The organism is Barnesiella intestinihominis YIT 11860, assembly GCF_000296465.1.
Classification (GTDB): Bacteria; Bacteroidota; Bacteroidia; order Bacteroidales; family Barnesiellaceae; genus Barnesiella; species Barnesiella intestinihominis.
This window is the reverse complement of record NZ_JH815204.1, coordinates 363,679-382,680: the sequence shown is the minus strand read 5'-3', so window position 1 is coordinate 382,680 and position 19,002 is coordinate 363,679. Positions and strand designations below refer to the sequence as shown.

Here is a 19,002-nt window from a genome sequence, read left to right as displayed (position 1 = left end):
AGATATATTAAATTTGCAATAAAGGTAAATATAATTTGAGTATTCGGCAAGACAAGTTAATACAAATACATTTTTATTACTATCAAAATAAAATCATAAATTTTATATTTCTAATTCTTTCTCAACGAAGAAAAAGGACTAAATATTCCGTATAACTTTTCCCGAAGACGTCTCCTTAAACTTCTGCACATACAATACTTTACGTGGGAACTCATATTTATTTACTTTTGCCCGAATCTTTTCCAGCAATATTTTTTCTTGTTCCAGAGACAAAGCCTCGCCTTCTATAACGAGAGCAACCGATTCACCCCATTTCAGGTCGTCACAAGACGTTACAAAAAAACGGCGTGTAAACAGACCTGCTATTTTCTTTTCGATCAACTCTGGAAAAACCTTTATCCCTCCCGTATTGATCACATGGTCATACCGTCCTATCCATCGAAAATTCCGAGAATCTACCAACTCAACCACATCGTTCGTTACAAACTCTTTTACAGAGAAGTGCGGAGCGTGAATGATTAAACAATTTCGTTCATCTATCGAAAAAGATATACCATCCAACGCACAATATAACGACAAAGAGTCACCGATACGGCGTAATGCGACATGCGAAACTGTCTCGGTCATACCATAAGTAGCATACATATCGACAGGAAGTTTTTCCAGCTCCACCTCAGTACCGGGAGATAAAGGTGCACCACCTATTATCAGAGACGTTATACGAGAAAGTCTTGATTTCTGCATCGTACTTTTCAAAGATTCGACTACTTGCGCCGGAACCATCGCGGCAAAATCGATAGGCTCGTCTATTGTCGTCAAAGGCAACGACGAAGGAGTTACGACCAACAAATCAGCACCGGATAACAAGGCTCTTACAATCATCATTTTACCGGCAATATAATCGGGCGACAGGCATAACAACATTACCGAACGACAGGTAATATCGAAAAAGTCATTGGTCAACCGTGCCGAAGCCTCCATATCTCGTTTCAGTAATCTTACCGGCTTTGGAGTTCCGGTCGATCCCGAAGTATGTCCCCAAACAAAATCGGAAGGTGCGAACCACTCATCGAGAAAAGCAGCCACTTCGGGTGTAGAAGCATTGAGTATCTCTTCTCGACTACGACAAATACGATGATTTAGCCTTATTTCCATGAATCCATCGAAAAAATCCAAGTTTTATCAGGATTATATCTCAACTCATCTCCTATCTGCTCCAACGGTGACGGTATATTATTGGTGTACAAAGCTCCCGTTCCCAATCCCTGAGGCATATTTATAGGCAATGTCGCCGTCCATTGCGCAATTGCATTCAATCCCACATTCGATTCCAATGCCGATGTTATCCACCAACCCACACGACAATTCCGAGCAAATTCGATCCACTCTTCCGCACCCGAAAATCCCCCTATCAAAGAAGGCTTCAAAATGATATATTGCGGAGAAATCGTCTCCAATAACGCTAATTTCTCGGTGGAATCGGTTATCCCGATTAATTCTTCGTCAAGAGCTATCGGTAGAGGAGTTTCTTCGCACAACCGAGCCATCGCCTCCCATTGTCCGGCTCGTATGGGCTGTTCTATCGAATGTAAATCATAAGCCGAAAGACGTTGCAAATGTTCCAATGCATCATAAGGAGAGAACGCACCGTTGGCATCGACCCTCAACTCTATATCCTCCCGGCGATATCGTCGCCGAATTGCAGCCAGCAATTCACATTCATCATCGAAATCTATCGCTCCAATTTTCAACTTAATACAAGAGAACCCGGCCGCTAATTTCTCATCGATACGGGAAGCCATAGTGCGCTTATCGCCCATCCATATCAATCCGTTTATTTCAATCGCTTGTTTCCCGGCAGTAAACTCAGACGGGTAAATCATGCGTCGTCCGCCATGCTGCAAATCGAGTAAGGCGGTCTCCACTCCAAAACGGATAGAACTCCATGTAGACAAATCTATTTCATCTATTCGGTCGATACCCCGACAAACCGTTTGCAACATAGCTTCATAATCAGGACGATCGTCTGCTCCCAATCCCTTAAACAGTGCGCATTCTCCTATCCCGAAACAATCGGGATTATGCTCGTCCCACACTTTCAAGAAATAGGTCTCCTTTTGCGTGAGAACACCCCGAGAAGTTCCGCTAGGGACTTTGAAATGAAGTATATAAGGAGTATAACTTGCCTTTAACATCTATCCGGGGAATTTGGGAAATTTCTGGAAATCGGGGTCTCTCTTTTCAAGGAAAGCATTCTTGCCCTCCTGCGCCTCCTCCATGAGATAATACATGAGAGTGGCATCACCGGCAAATTCCATCAACCCCCGCTGCCCGTCAAGTTCGGCATTCAACGCCCGCTTAATCATTCGTATAGCCATCGGGCTACGTTTCAATATCGTTCGACACCATTCGATTGTCTCTTCCTCCAATCGGTCGAAAGGAACAACTTTATTGACCAGCCCCATTTCTTCTGCCTCTTTCGCTGAATATTGGCGACATAGGAACCATATTTCGCGCGCTTTCTTCTGCCCTACGATACGAGCTAAATAGGACGAGCCGAATCCTCCATCGAAACTTCCCACTTTCGGGCCAGTCTGTCCGAATCGAGCGTTCTCCGAAGCGATTGTCAAATCACATACCACATGCAACACATGCCCGCCTCCGATCGCATAACCGTTGACCATAGCGATAACCGGCTTGGGAATGGAACGTATAGCTTTATGCAAATCCAAAACATTTAACCTCGGGACACCGTTTTCATCGATATAACCGCCAATTCCTTTTACTTTCTGGTCTCCACCGGAACAAAACGCTTTGTCTCCCGCTCCCGTCAGAATGATAACGCCAATATCGGAACGTTCCCGACAAATAGACATGGCATCGAGCATCTCACAATTCGTTTGCGGACGAAACGCATTATATACTTGCGGGCGGTTAATCGTTATCTTCGCGATTCCATCACAATAATCGAAAAGTATATCCTCATACTCCTTAATCGTTTTCCAATCTATCGGTTCCATATTCTTATATTTTTAAATTGAATCATTATCATCATTGCCTCGACCGGCGGAAGTATCCCCGCAAAACCTCGGCATTATAAACATTCGGGGTGTGGACCGCCAGTATAGCCGGCCGATCTTCTTCGGCAAAAAAGAGAGAAAGTACCTCTGCGGCCGATTTCTCATCATTGAGCTCGAAATAACGAAGTCCGAACAAATCGGCATATTTCTCGACCGAAATATCTCTATGTATTTCAAAACAAGTTTCCAGTTCGGGCAAATCGGAAGTCGGTTTAATAAATCGAAAGATTCCCCCACCCCCATTACACATTACGATAATTTTAAACCGAGGAGAAAGATAAGTCGATGATAACCCATTTACATCATACGAAAAGCTCATATCTCCCGTAATCAACACCGTCATTCCCTCACCCACACAAGCCGCACCCGCAGCGGTCGAGGTGGAGCCGTCTATACCGCTCACGCCCCGATTACAATCGCTCCGCAACACCTGTTCGCACTTGAACAACTGGGCATAGCGTACCGTAGTACCGTTGGAAAGCTGCAATGCTGTTCCCGGCGGAATCGCAGGTAATATCAATGAAAATGCTTTCAAATCACACCACTCGACATGAGCGATATAATCGTCGTGCAAACGAGTAGCAATCACCTCTTTCCTATGCCACAGCATCGAGTAGTCGCTCTCTATCGGGAATACACTTCGAGACAACACCTCTAAAAACGATGCAGCCTGAGAATCGATATGGCAAGTCAACGATTGCATCGTATCTATTACATGATCGCCTTGTGATATACGCCAATGCAACTTGGGCTTATGCTGCCGTAAAAAAGCCTTTATCATACGCGACACCAATGATCCGCCTAATGTAATGAGCAAATCGGGTGCATAATCTTCCCATTCCGCTTTATCGATTACCGAATAAACCCTATCGATCGTAGGTATCAAATTCTTCCCCCTCACATTGGCTATGCTTTCGGTAAGAACGACAACCTGCGGCAATTCCGCTAAACGTAAAAGAGCTTGACTCAACTGCTCGTCAGGCTGTGAGAAAGCCACTAAAACCAACACCTTTCGAGCCGACATAAACTCATCGCACAAAAGTTTCATAGAATGCTCATCGGGAATGCTCGACGAAGGTATGCGAGTAACAAAACGCTCCCGTACGGAAGGCATATCCATTTCTTGCGTGAGCGGCTCGGAAACAGCGATATTAATATGAACAGGGCCCTTTTCTCCCGACAATGACGTTAACAAAGCGTCGTTTATACAACGATTGAAGTACCACCCGTCCATCGGCAAAGACAGTTCCGCCCGTAAATTATACGAACGTTTCACAAAGTGAGACAAAGCGCCGTACTGCCGCAATGTTTGACTATCGTCCTGATCGATCCACTCCATAGGACGATCCGCCGAAATAACTATCAACGGAATATGTTGGTAATAGGCCTCGGCAACAGCCGGCGCATAATTGAGTAACGCTGTTCCCGATGTACAAACCAATGCCACAGGTTCACCGCTACGTTGCGACATACCCAATGCCATAAAAGCCGCTGTACGTTCATCGACAACGACATAGTCCTGTATATCGGGTGTACGCGAAAATGCCATTAATAAAGGAGCATTTCTCGATCCGGGCGATAGAACGACACGCTTTACACCATGTTCCGCCAAAAGTGCGACAAGAATATTACAGCCCTGTTTATCGGTCGTTTTCATATTCACTCTACTTATAACCATTGATAATCGACAGCAAAGTCTGCGCTTTCGCCTCGGTTTCTTTCCACTCACTTTCCGGGTCCGATTTATCGGTCAAACCTCCGCCGACATACAATCTCAATCGGGAATCGTCTACTTCCATGCACCGAAGATTGACGAACAAACGAACATGCTCACCAAACATAGGGCCCAAATAACCGCCATAATATCTGCGCTCATGCGGTTCTACTCGACGAATCCATTCCATCGCAAGTTCTTTGGGATACCCACCCACAGCCGGCGTAGGGTGAAGCACCGACAATATCTCGGCCAATCTCCCGTTTGCCGAACCGACTTTCAGAGAAATAGGCGTACACAGATGTTCCACCTGTCCTGCCTTGCGAGAAAACCGCTCACCGATAATCGGTTCGAGACCTTTATCTCTAAATACCTTCGATATATAATCGGTCACAATTTGTTGCTCCTCTTGTTCTTTTTGTCCCCACGGCTCCTTCGCTCCCGCCTTTCGCGTACCTGCGAGAGCCATCGTAGTCAACGACACTCCGTCACAATCAAGCAATGTTTCGGGCGTAGCTCCTATCCATCGTCCTATACCGGGCACATTGACCCACGAAACAAAAGCCGAATCGTATTTTGCAGCCAGTCGAAAAAACAGCTGCCCATCGGAAACTACCGGACGGTTCAATGTAACGGTGCGGGAAAGAACAGCCTTTTTTATCTCTTTACGAGACATTGCTGCAACAAGCGTATTTACTTGTTTTTCATACTGTTCAAAAGAACTATCTACCGGTTTTATCTCCAAATTTGCCAAAGTTTGTCCCGCCCCATAATTCAACGCCTCCAAACTGATCTCTTCGGCCCGTTGTATTTTCACAGGGAAAAAGTAACGAGGCAACTCGCCTTCTTCAAAAGGTGCGAAAAAGAAGCCCTCCTGTCTTTCCGGAAAAACGCCATCGGCAAGAGTCATAAGTCTATCAGGCTCACAGGCCCCCCAATAAAAACCATCTTCGCCCGGCAGACGAAAAGCGAAAGCCGGAAAATCATTCCCCAAACTCGCCTCAATAGCACAAGATAGTAAATGTATAGAATCAACCTCTTTCGCCATATTGCACCGACTTTTCAATCCAACTCCACGGGAACAGCCATAAGCTCAAAAGGCAGAGCTTCGACGACTTTTACCCGACAAAAATCTCCAACAGTCAGAAAGCGATCTTTTGCAATAAGCACCTCGGGATCGACCTCGGGAGAATCGTACTCCGTACGCCCCACATAATAGTCCTCCTCTTCCCGATCGACTATCACATCAAATATTTGACCTACCTTTGAAGCATTGCTTTCAAGTGCTATTTCTTCTTGCAATGCCATCAACTCGTCGAGTCGGGCCTGTTTCACTTCCTCCGGGATAGAGTCGGGAAAATGATTGGCCGCATAAGTACCCTCTTCTTCGGAATAGGCAAACGCTCCCATACGCTCGAAACGAGCCTCCCGAACAAACTCCTTTAATTCCTCGAAATCCTCATCGGTCTCACCGGGGTATCCCACCATCAATGTCGTACGAATATGTATGCCGGGGACTTCCGTTCGTATGCGTTTCAACAAATCATAAGTCTCCTGCTTCGTCACATGCCGACGCATATCTACCAACACATGGTCACTGATATGCTGCAATGCGATATCGAGATATTTGCAAACATTATCATGACGCTGTATAACAGGTAATATCTCATAAGGGAATTGTGACGGATAAGCATAGTGCAACCGTATCCACTTCACACCCGGAATCTGCGCCATGCGATCGATTAACTCCGGTAATTTCAATTTCCCGTACAAATCAAGCCCATAGGAAGATAAATCCTGAGCAATAATCTGAAACTCTTTCACGCCCTGCGAAACCAAGCTCTTCACCTCATCAAGCAACTGTTCCATAGGATAAGAAACGAAGCGCCCAGTAATTAAAGGAATAGCACAATAAGAACAAAATCGATTACAACCTTCGGCAATTTTCACATAGGCATAATGAGGCGGAGTTGTCAGTATGCGCCCGAAATCTTTCTCCTCGGAAATTCGCGATCCCAAATCCGTCAACAAATCAGTCCAGTCGAATTTTCCATAAAACTTATCTACCTCGGGTATCTCGGTTTCCAATTCCTCCCGATAACGTTGAGACAAACAGCCCATCACATAAAGATGATGTATCTTATGAGCTTTTTTAGCCTCGACCATTTGTAAAATCATTTCGATAGATTCTTCTTTGGCATCTCCAATGAAGCCGCAAGTATTCACTACGACAAACTCACTCGAAACTTTTTCAGGATCATGTCTCACCTTATAACCGGCTTCTGCGAAACGATGCATCAATCGTTCGGAATCCACCAAATTTTTCGAACAACCCAACGTAATAATATCAACGCTATTTTTTATCATTGTCATTACACAAAAATACGGCTATGAAGCCTTTGCAAGACCACCCAGCCGTCTATCCTAAAAACTCACGAATATCAATCTCCGAACAACGAGTCCACAAATTCCTTACGGCGGAACACCTGCAAATCTTCCATGCCTTCACCCAGCCCTATGTACTTAACCGGTATCTTAAAGTGATCGGATATACCTATGACCACACCACCTTTGGCCGTACCATCGAGTTTCGTTATGGCCAACTCGTTCACCTCGGTCGCGGCAGTAAACTGCTTGGCTTGCTCAAAAGCATTCTGTCCTGTGGAGCCGTCCAATACTAACAAGATTTCATGAGGAGCACCGGGAACGATTTTCTCCATTACTTTCTTTATTTTGGTCAACTCGTTCATCAAATTCAATTTATTATGCAAACGACCTGCCGTATCGATAATTACCACATCGGCATTATTCGCCTTCGCCGAACTCAACGTATCGAACGCCACGGATGCCGGATCGGCTCCCATTTTTTGTTTCACGACAGGGACTCCAACCCGTTCACCCCATATCATCAACTGCTCGACCGCAGCGGCACGAAACGTATCGGCAGCTCCCAAATAAACACTATTCCCTCTCTTTTTATATTGATATGCCAACTTACCGATAGTTGTAGTCTTGCCTACACCATTCACCCCGACAACCATGATTACATACGGTTTTTTCCCTTCGGGGACAGAAAATTCACCGGCATCCTCAACATCGTTTTCGGTTAGCAACGCTGTGATTTCTTCCCGGAGAATTGAGTTTAATTCGTTCGTATTTATGTATTTGTCACGAGCCACCCGTTTCTCTATTCGGTCTATAATACGAAGTGTAGTTTCCACTCCGACATCAGACGTGATCAATACTTCTTCCAAATCGTCCAATATATTCTCATCGACTTGTGACTTCCCGGCAACAATACGCGCTAACTTGGAAAATACGCCCTCTTTGGTCTTAGATAATCCCTTATCCAAGGTTTCCTTTTTCTCTTTCGAAAAGAAATCAAACAATCCCATATATAAAATTTTTAAGAAAAGTAACTGTAAGCAGCTACCCGGTGGATATGCAAAGCTATAAAATTATCATGGTAAAAAAAAACTTCCTTACACATTTCGTATAAGAAAGTTTCTTTATATTACGCTAATTATGACTTACTTACTAAGTACATCTTTAACTGCGTCATTCGGAACCATTTCCTCTTGGAAAGTATAAGCCCCTGTTTTCGGCGATTTTACCATTTTTATCACCTTAGAATAAGTACGGCCTTCGCCTTTTTGCAACGATGCAACTGTTTTCTTTGCCATGGTTCAATCCTTCCTTATTTTATTTCTTTATGTACAGTAACTCTTTTCAAGATGGGATTGTATTTTTTCAACTCCAATCTTTCTGTGGTATTTTTTCTGTTCTTAGTAGTAATATAACGCGATGTTCCGGGCATACCACTCGCCTTGTGTTCCGTGCATTCAAGAATTACTTGAACCCTATTACCTTTTGCTTTCTTTGCCATATCTTAATATAACATTTTTATTTCTGTTAAATACCCATTTCCGGCAGCTTGCTTGATAGCTGCATCTAATCCCATTTTATTGATTGTACGAAGACCGGCAGCCGAAAGTGTAAGCGTGATCCAACAATCTTGTTCTACCCAATAAAATTTCTTTGTAAAGAGGTTGACATTAAATCTTCTTTTCGTTCTTCTTTTTGAGTGCGAAACGTTGTTGCCAACCATTGCTTTTTTTCCTGTAATTTGACAAATCTTTGACATCGCTATCTATTATTTTATTTGTTTTTTCTTACTGCTTTCGCAAACAGAGTGCAAAGTAAAGCATTTTAGAAATATGTTCCAAATTTTTAAGGTATTAAAATCGGAACTTTTTTATTCAGTTCTATTTTGTCATCAGTTGTATCAACATCAACAAAGCCGATTGGGTCGCACGTGCAATTACTTGCTCTCTATCGCCTTCGAAACAAAAACATTCAGCCTCGCTTCGCTCGCCATACCGAACTGCAATCCACACCGTTCCTACCGGTTTCTCAACGCTACCTCCACCTGGACCTGCTATTCCAGAAGTCGCTATCGCACAATCGGAAGACAACAATCTTTGTACCCCCGATACCATTTGCAAGACGGTCTCCCTACTCACAGCGCCAAAACCCGATAATGTCTCCGACGACACATTCAAAACGCGTGCTTTCACCTCGTTGGAATAAGCCACGACACTACCTTTAAAATAGACCGAACTACCCGCTACCCTTGTTATTTCATGAGCTATATTTCCTCCCGTGCAACTTTCGGCTGTCGCCAACGTTTCTCCTCTTTCGGTTAATATCGACCCTAATGCTCCTGCGAGAGTTGTATCCGAACCACAAAACAGATGGCTACCCAATATAGTCCTCAATTTAAAAAACTCATCATCGATAATCTTCTGCAAATATGACTCTTCATCGCCACGAGCAGTCAGTCTCAACCGAATCACTCCCGGCGTAGGCAAATAGGCAAGTTTGATACACGCCGGCAATTGCGCTTCAAAGTCGGATAAAGTTTCGGACAACCTCGATTCCGTAAAATCTTTCACTAAACAAGTGCGATGCAAGATAGACGAATGATCTTGAAAATACTCCCTCAAACGACTTATAACCGCCTCTTTCATGACGGTCTTCATTTCTGTCGGGACACCCGGCATAGACACCAATACCTTGCCATTTCTTTCAAACCACATGACAGGAGCCGTCCCCACGGAATTTTGAATAACTGTACACACATTAGGAACATAGGCTTGATTGCGCGTACTGTCATTCATCGTCAATTTACGACGACGAAAAATGGCTTCCACATTGGCAAATACCGATTCGTCGAAGACCAACTTTCCACCGAAATAATCACAAAGAGTCTGCTTTGTAATATCGTCCTTCGTCGGGCCCAATCCACCGGTCATCAAAACGACATCGACCCTACCGAACGAGCTATTCAGAGCATCGGTTATTTCCCGAGACCTATCTCTAACTGTCGTTATCTCGGTAACTTCCCACCCTATATGATTCAGCTCCCGAGCAATCCACCCAGAATTCGTATCGGTCACCTGTCCGATCAACAACTCATCGCCGATAACAATAATCTCGACATTCATTTCATTCGTATTTATAATTCAACCCGGGCAAAAGGAGCCTTCGCTATATCACAAAATTCTTTATCCAAATATTTATAATAACCCGTAATAGCCACCATAGCTGCATTATCGGTCGTAAAAGAGAAGGGCGGCAGATAAACTGTCCAACCGTACTTTCGGGCATAATCTTCAAAAGCAGCCCTCACAGCGGAGTTCGCCGAAACGCCCCCTGCAACAGCCACATGCTTTATTCCAGTTTGTTTAACGGCCTTATAAAGTTTGTCCATCAAAATGTCCACAATCGTAGTCTGCAACGATGCGCACAAGTCACACTTATTTTTTTCGATGAAATCGGGGTCTTCTTTTATTTTGTCTCTCAATAAATATAAAAAGGAGGTTTTCAGTCCACTGAAACTATAATCAAAACCGGGTATGTGAGGTTTGCTTAGTACAAACGCTTTGGGATTCCCTTCCTTCGCCAACCTATCTACAACCGGGCCTCCCGGATAAGGCAATCCCATTACTTTGGCACATTTGTCAAAAGCTTCACCGGCAGCATCGTCTATCGTTTGTCCGATAACAGTCATTTCATTATAAGACTCTACTTTAATGATTTGCGAATTTCCTCCCGAAACGAGTAAACACAAAAACGGGAAGGAAGGCTGAGTGTTATCATCGGGAGACCGTTTGATAAAATGAGCCATAACATGAGCTTGCAAATGATTGACATCGACGAGAGGAATATTCAATGCTGTCGTAAAACCTTTGGCAAAAGAAGTTCCGACGAGCAAAGACCCCATAAGTCCGGGGCCTCTGGTGAACGCCACCGCACTCAAATCCTCCGGAGTCACCCCCGCACGTTTTAAAGCCTCCGACACAACCGGAATAATATTCTGTTGGTGCGCCCGAGATGCCAATTCAGGAACAACCCCTCCATAAGCCTCGTGAACCGCTTGACTAGCAATCACATTCGACAGCATGACCTCATCGCGAATAACTGCGGCAGAAGTATCGTCACACGAAGATTCTATACCTAAAATAGTTATGCTCATATACATTTACTCCTTTCAATCCTTCATCAAATCAAGGTCTGCAAAAGTACATATTTCATCGGTAAAACCATTTGACTTTTATAATTATTTCATACATTAATAAAAAAGAAAAGCCAAGCATCCTATCGCTACTTTCAAAAGGAAACACTACTTTTGCATACTTATAAAGATGAGGAAAATCTATTCTGCATTTCGGATATTTGTGCATATCGTTATATTCTCTATCATAGCGATATATACACTTGGCTATATCTTGTTATCTATTCCCAACATACAGGATAAAGTCAGGTACATCGGCATAAAAGAGCTATCCGCACTTTTAGATACAAACATAACTATCGACCGAATACAAATATCACCATTCAATAAGTTAGAGCTGTTCGGTGCATATATACCCGACTTAAATGGAGACACTTTATTATATGCCAATAAAATATCGGCCGGTATCTCCCTTTCAGATTTACTCGTCGATCGAGAATTGGTTTTCACGAATATACAGCTATTCGGTCTGGATGCCCGCATAAAAAAAGAGACTCCAAGCTCTGAAACAAACCTGCAATTTATTATCGACGCTTTCAAAAGCGATAAGAATACACCGAAAAAGAAAATAAATTTCAAAATAAACAATGCGATCATACGCCGTGGAAAAATCAAATACGACATATTATCCGCACCCATACGACGCGGACAATTCGACCCGAACCATATCGATTTGAGAAACTTATTGTCAAAACTATCTATCAAAGCACTATCGGAAGACTCGGTAAATATCTCCATCAAGCGATTGGGATTCGACGAGCAATCGGGTTTTTCTTTAAATCGTCTACAATTTAAATTCGAAGCCAACCGACAACAAGCAAGGTTATCTGACTTCAAAATACAATTACCCCATAGCCGTATCGAAATCAAACCAATTATCGCCACGCTGCCCGATACACTCTCGGCCGAACACTTCTACGACCAAACACGATTCTCTTTACAGATAACGAAATCCCTAATTAATCCCAGCGATATAGCTGCCTTTATCCCGGTATTGGAAAAAATAAATACTCCGATACTCATTTCGATGCATCTGACAGGAACTCCAAACAATCTATATTTCCATACCTTTGATTTTAATTTCGGGAAAGAAGATATCATCGCTCACAGTCAAATATCCGTGAAAAACATAACAAATCCACAAAAACGAGATATACTCTGCGACCCTATCACATTAAACGCTTCATCTTCGGGATTGGCCGATATTTCTTCCAAATTACCTTTTCTAACCGAAGAACAATGTAAAACTATTTCCCGGTTAGGTACAATTCATTTCACCGGTAATATCTCGAACCAAAACCAAAATCTGACAGCCTGCGGAACATTAGAAACAGATCTCGGCTCTGTTCATTCCGATATATCCATCAACCAAAACAATAGTCTGAATACGACTCGATACAGCGGATTGATAGAATCGAAAAAATTTAATCTAAATGGACTATTCACCGAAGGAAATCCTTATGGCGAAATTATTTTCAAAGTCGAACTCGACAGTAAAAAAGCCAAATATCAGGCCCCAACCGGCAAAGTGGTCGGGGGAATCAGCTATTTTGAATACAAAGGATATCCTTACGAAAACATCATGCTTAACGGTGAGTTCGGGGACAATCGATATAATGGTATAATCGAAATTAACGATCCGAATGGAAAACTCCGAGTCAATGGTCTTTCTGTCTTAAAAGATAAAGACTCCGAATTCGACCTCGTCTTACAGGCACGAGACCTCAATGTATCGGCTTTAAAACTAATGCCCAAGTATAAAAATTCCAAGTTAGGATTCAATGTAGTCGCCAAATTTACAGGGAACAATTTGGACAACGCAGAAGGCCTCTTATCTATCGATAGTTTATCTTTTACAAACAACGACGATACATTCAGACTAAATAAATTCAATATAGAAGCTCATAACCAAAACACTCCACAAAGTATAGCTGTTACTTCGGACTATATTAACGGTTGGATTGAAGGTAATTACAAATTCTCTACTCTACAAAAATCTTTACAAACACTGTTATCGGAATCCCTTCCATCTATATTCCCATTCCAAGAGAACCAACCTAAAAAAACAGAACACAAAAAAAATCAACAACCGAATAATTTTAAATTCAGATTTACCGTAGAGCCTAATATACACATGGCACAAGTGCTCGAACTACCTGTTACATTCACAGATAGAGCTATTATCGAAGGTGAAATGAATAGCCTCCGAAACACAGCCCTCATAACCGGAACGATTCCCCATCTCTGGTATAAAAAAAGTCATATCGAAGATGCATTCATTTCAGCACGAAAAGATTCCACCGAAATGGCTTTATTCATAGAAACGAACTCCTACAATAAAAAACAAATACGAACGACATGGAGCCTTAGAAGCAAGGCCTATCGAGACAGTCTCGACCTTGTACTCAACTGGAATAACGACACCCAATCGACATTTTATGGAGAATTGAATACATCGACCCATTTTTCACGAACCCACGAAGGGAATAAATTACAAATACAAACTCACATCAATCCTTCCACTCTTATTTTCAACGATACTATTTGGCAAATGAGCCCTTCGGATATTTCCTATTGTGAGAAACAAATAGAAATCAATGATTTTGAAATATCACATGCTCCCCAATATATACTTATAGACGGTATCGCCTCCAACCGAGAAGAAGACGAATTGAAAATAGAACTCAACGACGTAGACCTCGATTATATTTTCGGTACACTCAATATAAAAAATGTCACTTTCGGGGGTAACGCTACTGGAAATTTGTTAGCTACACATCTATTGACAGGCGCACCTCGATTAAGTACTGAACAATTCGATGTAAAAGATTTCTCCTACAATGAAGCGATCTTCGGGGACTTACATCTATTCAGCATGTGGGATAACGACAATCAAGGTATTCTCATGAAAGGGTTCATCGAAAATAAAGAAGATAAACAAACTTATATCGACGGATATATATTTCCGACAAAAGACTCTCTCTCTCTTTCGTTCGATCCCGATAAATTGAATATTGCATTCCTTCGACCATTTGTTTCTACCGTTATGAGCGACATATCGGGAATAGCCAGCGGACACATAGACTTTTTCGGAAGATTCAAGGCCCTAAATGTTACCGGTGATGCTTATGTCGAAAATTTAGATTTCGGTATTGAATATTTGAACACTCGGTACAATCTATCCGATAGTATTCATTTATCCCCTACCCGTATTTGGTTTGACAACGTTACGATTTATGATAAATTGAAACATACGGCAAAAGGTTCGGGTTGGATAGAACATCATAATTTCAAAGATGTAAGTTACGATATTGCCATAACCGAAGCCCAAGATTTCCTGTCCTACGATATGACAGAAAGGCAAAGCCCCATATATTATGGAACCATTTACGGGACAGGCTCTACTATGATAAAAGGAAGTCCGGGACAAACCCAAATCGACGTAAATATGTCCACCGGAGACCAGTCGAAATTCACCTTCGTCCTATCAGGATCGGAAGCTGCCGGAGATTATGACTTTATTACTTTCACCAATTCAGGAAAACAGAACACAAAGATAGGAGAGCTCCAAGCCGATAGCATTGTCATTAAGAACAATGCCCGCATGATGGAGAACAGTAAAATACAAAACAGTAGTGCATTAAATTTAAATCTGCAAATAGAAGCAACCAACCAAGCCCAAATGAACCTAATCATGGACAAATCTACCGGAGATATGATAAAAGCGACCGGTCAGGGCAGTATATTACTGGAATATAATTCAATGGACGGCGATATAAAATTATATGGTTCCTATGTCTTGGAAAAAGGGAGTTACAATTTCAGCTTGCAAGATATCATTACACGAGACTTCTCTATTAAAGAAGGAAGCCGGGTATCTTTCCACGGGGATCCTATGGCTACCAACTTGGATATATCGGCTATTTACTCCCTTTCGGCCAATCTGCTCGATCTCGATGAAAACTTCGCCAATGACAAAGAATTATCAAGAACGACAGTACCCGTACAAACTATTTTGAATGTATCCGGAGACGTACGTCGACCAGACCTAAACTTCGACATAGCATTCCCTACTTTGACCCAAGACGTAGACCGACGGGTACGTAGTATCATCAGTACAAACGACATGATGAACCGTCAGATCATCTATCTATTGGCCTTGAATAGGTTCTACACTCCGGACTTCATGAATATGGGGCAAAGTAGAAATAACGAACTTGTCTCTGTCGCTTCCTCGACCTTATCCTCTCAATTAGGTAACATTCTGGGACAATTAAGCGAAAACTGGAATATTTCGCCAAACTTCCGTAGTGAAAAAGGTGATTTTTCCGATATGGAGGTGGAGCTTGCCCTATCCAGCCAGCTACTGAACAATCGATTGATTTTCAATGGGAACTTCGGATATAGAGACAACACGGTCAATAACAATACATTCATCGGAGATTTCGATTTGGAATATTTGCTGAATAAAAGCGGAACGATACGATTGAAGGCCTATAATCATTATAACGACCGCAATTATTACATCAAATCGGCATTGACGACACAAGGCGTAGGGATCATGTTGCGTCACGATTTTAACCGTTGGGGAGACTTATTTAGAAAAAATCCCAAAAACAACGGTAAAACCAAAGATATACAATCCGATTCTATTCCACGGAACACAATATTACCCAACGACACAATTTCTACAAAAAGCTCTTTATCCAAAGAAAAAATTCCTCAGACCGACCAGTAAGCAGGAAAAACAGATTATAACTCGTCACACTCTTTCTGCCACATGGCACTCGACGCATCACTAGGCATCCGCCAATCCCCTCGAGGAGAAAGACTTACCATTCCCACCTTTGGACCATCGGGAAGACACGACCTCTTGAATTGTTGATTAAAAAATCTCCGACAGAATATTTTCAGCCACTTTTTTATCGTATCCGGCTCATACACCCCTTCGAAAGCATATTGGGCAAGGAAATATAATTTGGCAGGAGAGAAACCGAATCGCAACATATTATACAAGAAAAAATCATGCAGAGCATAGGGACCTACCAAATCCTCGGTCTTCTGCTTTATCTCTCCATTTTCATCGGCAGGTATCAATTCTGGGCTAATAGGAGTATTGACAATATCGATCAACGTATCCCGGGCCTCACCTACCAGCTCATTCTCGGCAACCCAGCTCACCAAATACTTAACCAAAGTTTTGGGAATACTTGTTGAGATAGCATACATCGACATGTGATCGCCATTATATGTGGCCCAACCTAATGCCAATTCAGACAAATCCCCGGTTCCTATAACCAATCCTCCGGTCTGGTTCGCTATATCCATCAAAATTTGTGTACGTTCCCGCGCTTGGGAATTTTCGTAAGTAATATCTTGGATTGAAATATCGTGGTCAATATCTTTAAAATGAAGCTCACAAGCCTCCCGAATAGAAATTTCCCGAATAGTTATACCCAACGAACGCATTAACATCATAGCATTATGATAGGTACGACCTGTCGTCCCGAATCCCGGCATAGTCACACCTATTATCTTCTCTCGATTCCAACCGAGTTTATCGAGTGTTCTGACTGCGACCAACAAAGCCAATGTCGAATCTAAACCGCCCGAAATACCGAGAACCACACTTTGAGCTTGGGTATGTACCAACCTCTTGGCTAACCCCGAACTTTGTATATCGAGTATTTCGGCACAACGTTCGTTCAAGACCAACGAATCGGAAGGCACAAAAGGGAAAGCCCCCACCTTACGGGTCAACCGCAATGGAATATCGTTTAAGACAAACGGAATGAAACGTGCATCTCTGCCATGTGCCCAAGCTCCCTTTGCAAACGAAGTCATCACTCTTCTCTCCGTACGCAGCCGCTCCACATCGATTTCACTCACTACAAGTTGAGGCGTTGAAGAAAAACGCTTCGATTCGGCAAGAATACTACCATTCTCTACAACAAGGCCATTCCCTGCAAATACCAAATCGGTGGAAGACTCTCCGAATCCGGCCGAAGCATAAACATATCCGGCCACACACCTCGCCGATTGTTGCCGGACAAGAGAAAGAAGATAAGAGTGTTTCCCTATCAACTCATTCGTAGCCGACAAATTTACTATAATATCTGCACCTTGCTGTACAAGATATGAACTGGGAGGTATAGGAACCCATAAATCTTCGCACAATTCTACTCCCACGACAACACCCGCACTCTCAAACAATAAATCTGTACCGAACGGAACTCTATCACCACATAGTTCAATAGTATCGATCGTTGCCGAAATACCAGAAGTAAACCAACGTTCCTCATAAAATTCCTTATAATTGGGCAAATAGCTTTTGGGAACGACTCCCAATATTTTACCCGATTGGAATACTACGGCACAATTATATAAACAATTCCCAGCAGCCACAGGCATTCCCACGATACATAATATCGGATAATCGCTAGTCTCCTCCACCAACAGAGACAAAGCCTTTCGAGCCTGTTCCAATAAAAGCGTATGGCCGAATAAATCGCCACAAGTGTAGGCTGTTATAGAAAGTTCCGGGAAAACAATAATTTGTACATTTCGATGAACAGCCTCTATTATCTGATTATATATTTCTCTCTCATTATATATACAATCGGCTATCTCCACACGAGGAATCGCCGCTGCCACTTTTACAAATCCAAAATTTTGTCCCATACTTTGATTAGTTTTGACAAATATAGCGAAAGGTGAGCGCAAAGGCAAACGGAAATCACATTTCCAATTTGACTCTGCCGAACCGCATCCTATATTTTACAAATATAGTGAAAGTCAACTGCAAAAACCTGAACTTGTTTAAGTTTTTTTGCAAAAACACCTCCTATATTCCACAAATATAAACACAGGTTTAGCCCAAACAAAATGGGAAATAGAATTTTTTATTTCTCCTTACCCAGTCCAACCCTCATTCACAAAAGTATAATCATTGATATTTTTAGGACTCAGCCGAAAATTTCGCTAACGCAACACAGGAGAGAAATGTAATATCTCATTTGAGAGACTTCCCTCTAAAAGAAAAGGCGAGAGTTATTTACTCTCGCCTTTTCTTTTGGGGTGCTAGATGGGGCTCGAACCCACGACCCTCGGAACCACAATCCGATGCTCTAACCAACTGAGCTACAAGCACCATTTTAATTGGTTATAAAGAATTTTATCTCTTTACTGCGGTGCGGACGGGACTCGAACCCGCGACCCCATGCGTGACAGGCATGTATTCTAACCAGCTGAACTACCGCACCAGTTTTGTTTTGCGACGGCAAAGATAGATCTTTTTTTATTTCTACGCAACATCTTTCCTAAGAAAATTACAAAAAAAATTCACCTCTACCTTATCTACCCTAAACACAGGCTTTTACTATTTTCGTTCTCTCAAAACCGATACCCATGAATAACCAACAGAACTTTCAAAGCCAATCAAAGACTCGATTATACCTCAATCGTAAAAGCTATATATGATGATTTCCAAACTTTTATATAAAAAGAAAAGAGATTCAACTATTTGAAAAGTAAGTTGAATCTCTTTTCCTGAGCCACGACCGGGACTCGAACCCGGGACCTTTTCGTTACGAATGAAATGCTCTACCAACTGAGCTATTGTGGCAATTGCG

Annotated in this window: 14 protein-coding genes and 3 tRNA genes; 1 reads left to right on the top strand and 16 read right to left on the bottom strand. The window is 42.5% G+C overall.

Annotation, left to right across the window (positions count from 1 at the left end; genetic code table 11):
* Nucleotides 1-138: 138 nt before the first annotated feature.
* The 12 genes from HMPREF9448_RS06415 to tsaD all read right to left on the bottom strand — a co-directional run bounded on the left by HMPREF9448_RS06415 (nucleotide 139) and on the right by tsaD (nucleotide 11,332).
* Nucleotides 139-1,155: an AMP-binding protein gene (locus tag HMPREF9448_RS06415; protein ID WP_040296013.1), complete on the bottom strand. Its 1,017-nt coding sequence runs from the start codon at nucleotides 1,153-1,155 to the stop codon at nucleotides 139-141.
* On the bottom strand, nucleotides 1,146-2,195 hold the full coding sequence (locus HMPREF9448_RS06410) for an o-succinylbenzoate synthase (protein ID WP_008861771.1): 1,050 nt from the start codon (nucleotides 2,193-2,195) through the stop codon (nucleotides 1,146-1,148). The genes HMPREF9448_RS06415 and HMPREF9448_RS06410 overlap by 10 nt, the downstream gene beginning before the upstream one ends.
* On the bottom strand, nucleotides 2,196-3,020 hold the full coding sequence (gene menB, locus HMPREF9448_RS06405) for a 1,4-dihydroxy-2-naphthoyl-CoA synthase (protein WP_008861770.1): 825 nt from the start codon (nucleotides 3,018-3,020) through the stop codon (nucleotides 2,196-2,198).
* Nucleotides 3,021-3,051: 31 nt separating this feature from the next.
* A complete protein-coding gene (gene menD, locus HMPREF9448_RS06400) occupies nucleotides 3,052-4,737 on the bottom strand; it encodes a 2-succinyl-5-enolpyruvyl-6-hydroxy-3-cyclohexene-1-carboxylic-acid synthase (protein WP_008861769.1) in 1,686 nt (561 codons plus the stop codon).
* 7 nt (nucleotides 4,738-4,744) lie between these two features.
* A complete protein-coding gene (locus HMPREF9448_RS14170; RefSeq protein WP_008861768.1) occupies nucleotides 4,745-5,842 on the bottom strand; it encodes a chorismate-binding protein in 1,098 nt (365 codons plus the stop codon).
* Between the two features lie 14 nt (nucleotides 5,843-5,856).
* Complete coding sequence (rimO, locus tag HMPREF9448_RS06390) at nucleotides 5,857-7,161, bottom strand: 30S ribosomal protein S12 methylthiotransferase RimO (RefSeq protein ID WP_008861767.1); 1,305 nt, start codon at nucleotides 7,159-7,161, stop codon at nucleotides 5,857-5,859.
* Between the two features lie 74 nt (nucleotides 7,162-7,235).
* On the bottom strand, nucleotides 7,236-8,189 hold the full coding sequence (gene ftsY, locus HMPREF9448_RS06385) for a signal recognition particle-docking protein FtsY (RefSeq protein WP_008861766.1): 954 nt from the start codon (nucleotides 8,187-8,189) through the stop codon (nucleotides 7,236-7,238).
* A 135-nt stretch (nucleotides 8,190-8,324) separates the two neighbouring features.
* Nucleotides 8,325-8,477: a DUF4295 domain-containing protein gene (locus HMPREF9448_RS14415; RefSeq protein ID WP_008861765.1), complete on the bottom strand. Its 153-nt coding sequence runs from the start codon at nucleotides 8,475-8,477 to the stop codon at nucleotides 8,325-8,327.
* 14 nt (nucleotides 8,478-8,491) lie between these two features.
* Nucleotides 8,492-8,680 carry a 50S ribosomal protein L33 gene (gene rpmG, locus HMPREF9448_RS06380; protein WP_008861764.1) on the bottom strand — a complete coding sequence of 63 codons (189 nt, stop codon included), beginning with the start codon at nucleotides 8,678-8,680 and terminating at the stop codon, nucleotides 8,492-8,494.
* Between the two features lie 3 nt (nucleotides 8,681-8,683).
* A complete protein-coding gene (gene rpmB, locus HMPREF9448_RS06375) occupies nucleotides 8,684-8,938 on the bottom strand; it encodes a 50S ribosomal protein L28 (protein WP_008861763.1) in 255 nt (84 codons plus the stop codon).
* Between the two features lie 121 nt (nucleotides 8,939-9,059).
* On the bottom strand, nucleotides 9,060-10,301 hold the full coding sequence (locus HMPREF9448_RS06370; RefSeq protein ID WP_008861762.1) for a competence/damage-inducible protein A: 1,242 nt from the start codon (nucleotides 10,299-10,301) through the stop codon (nucleotides 9,060-9,062).
* Between the two features lie 11 nt (nucleotides 10,302-10,312).
* On the bottom strand, nucleotides 10,313-11,332 hold the full coding sequence (tsaD, locus tag HMPREF9448_RS06365) for a tRNA (adenosine(37)-N6)-threonylcarbamoyltransferase complex transferase subunit TsaD (RefSeq protein ID WP_008861761.1): 1,020 nt from the start codon (nucleotides 11,330-11,332) through the stop codon (nucleotides 10,313-10,315).
* A gap of 169 nt (nucleotides 11,333-11,501) precedes the next feature.
* Here tsaD and HMPREF9448_RS06360 point away from each other — a divergent pair, with 169 nt between their 5' ends.
* On the top strand, nucleotides 11,502-16,109 hold the full coding sequence (locus tag HMPREF9448_RS06360) for a translocation/assembly module TamB domain-containing protein (protein ID WP_008861760.1): 4,608 nt from the start codon (nucleotides 11,502-11,504) through the stop codon (nucleotides 16,107-16,109).
* Between the two features lie 14 nt (nucleotides 16,110-16,123).
* Here HMPREF9448_RS06360 and HMPREF9448_RS06355 read toward each other — a convergent pair whose 3' ends face one another.
* The 4 genes from HMPREF9448_RS06355 to HMPREF9448_RS06340 form a co-directional block, all read right to left on the bottom strand.
* Complete coding sequence (locus HMPREF9448_RS06355; protein WP_008861759.1) at nucleotides 16,124-18,052, bottom strand: NAD(+) synthase; 1,929 nt, start codon at nucleotides 18,050-18,052, stop codon at nucleotides 16,124-16,126.
* 392 nt (nucleotides 18,053-18,444) lie between these two features.
* Nucleotides 18,445-18,521, bottom strand: a tRNA-His gene (locus HMPREF9448_RS06350).
* Between the two features lie 38 nt (nucleotides 18,522-18,559).
* Nucleotides 18,560-18,633: transfer RNA gene (locus HMPREF9448_RS06345), tRNA-Asp, on the bottom strand.
* A 289-nt stretch (nucleotides 18,634-18,922) separates the two neighbouring features.
* Nucleotides 18,923-18,995 (bottom strand) — tRNA-Thr (locus HMPREF9448_RS06340).
* Nucleotides 18,996-19,002 lie beyond the last annotated feature (7 nt).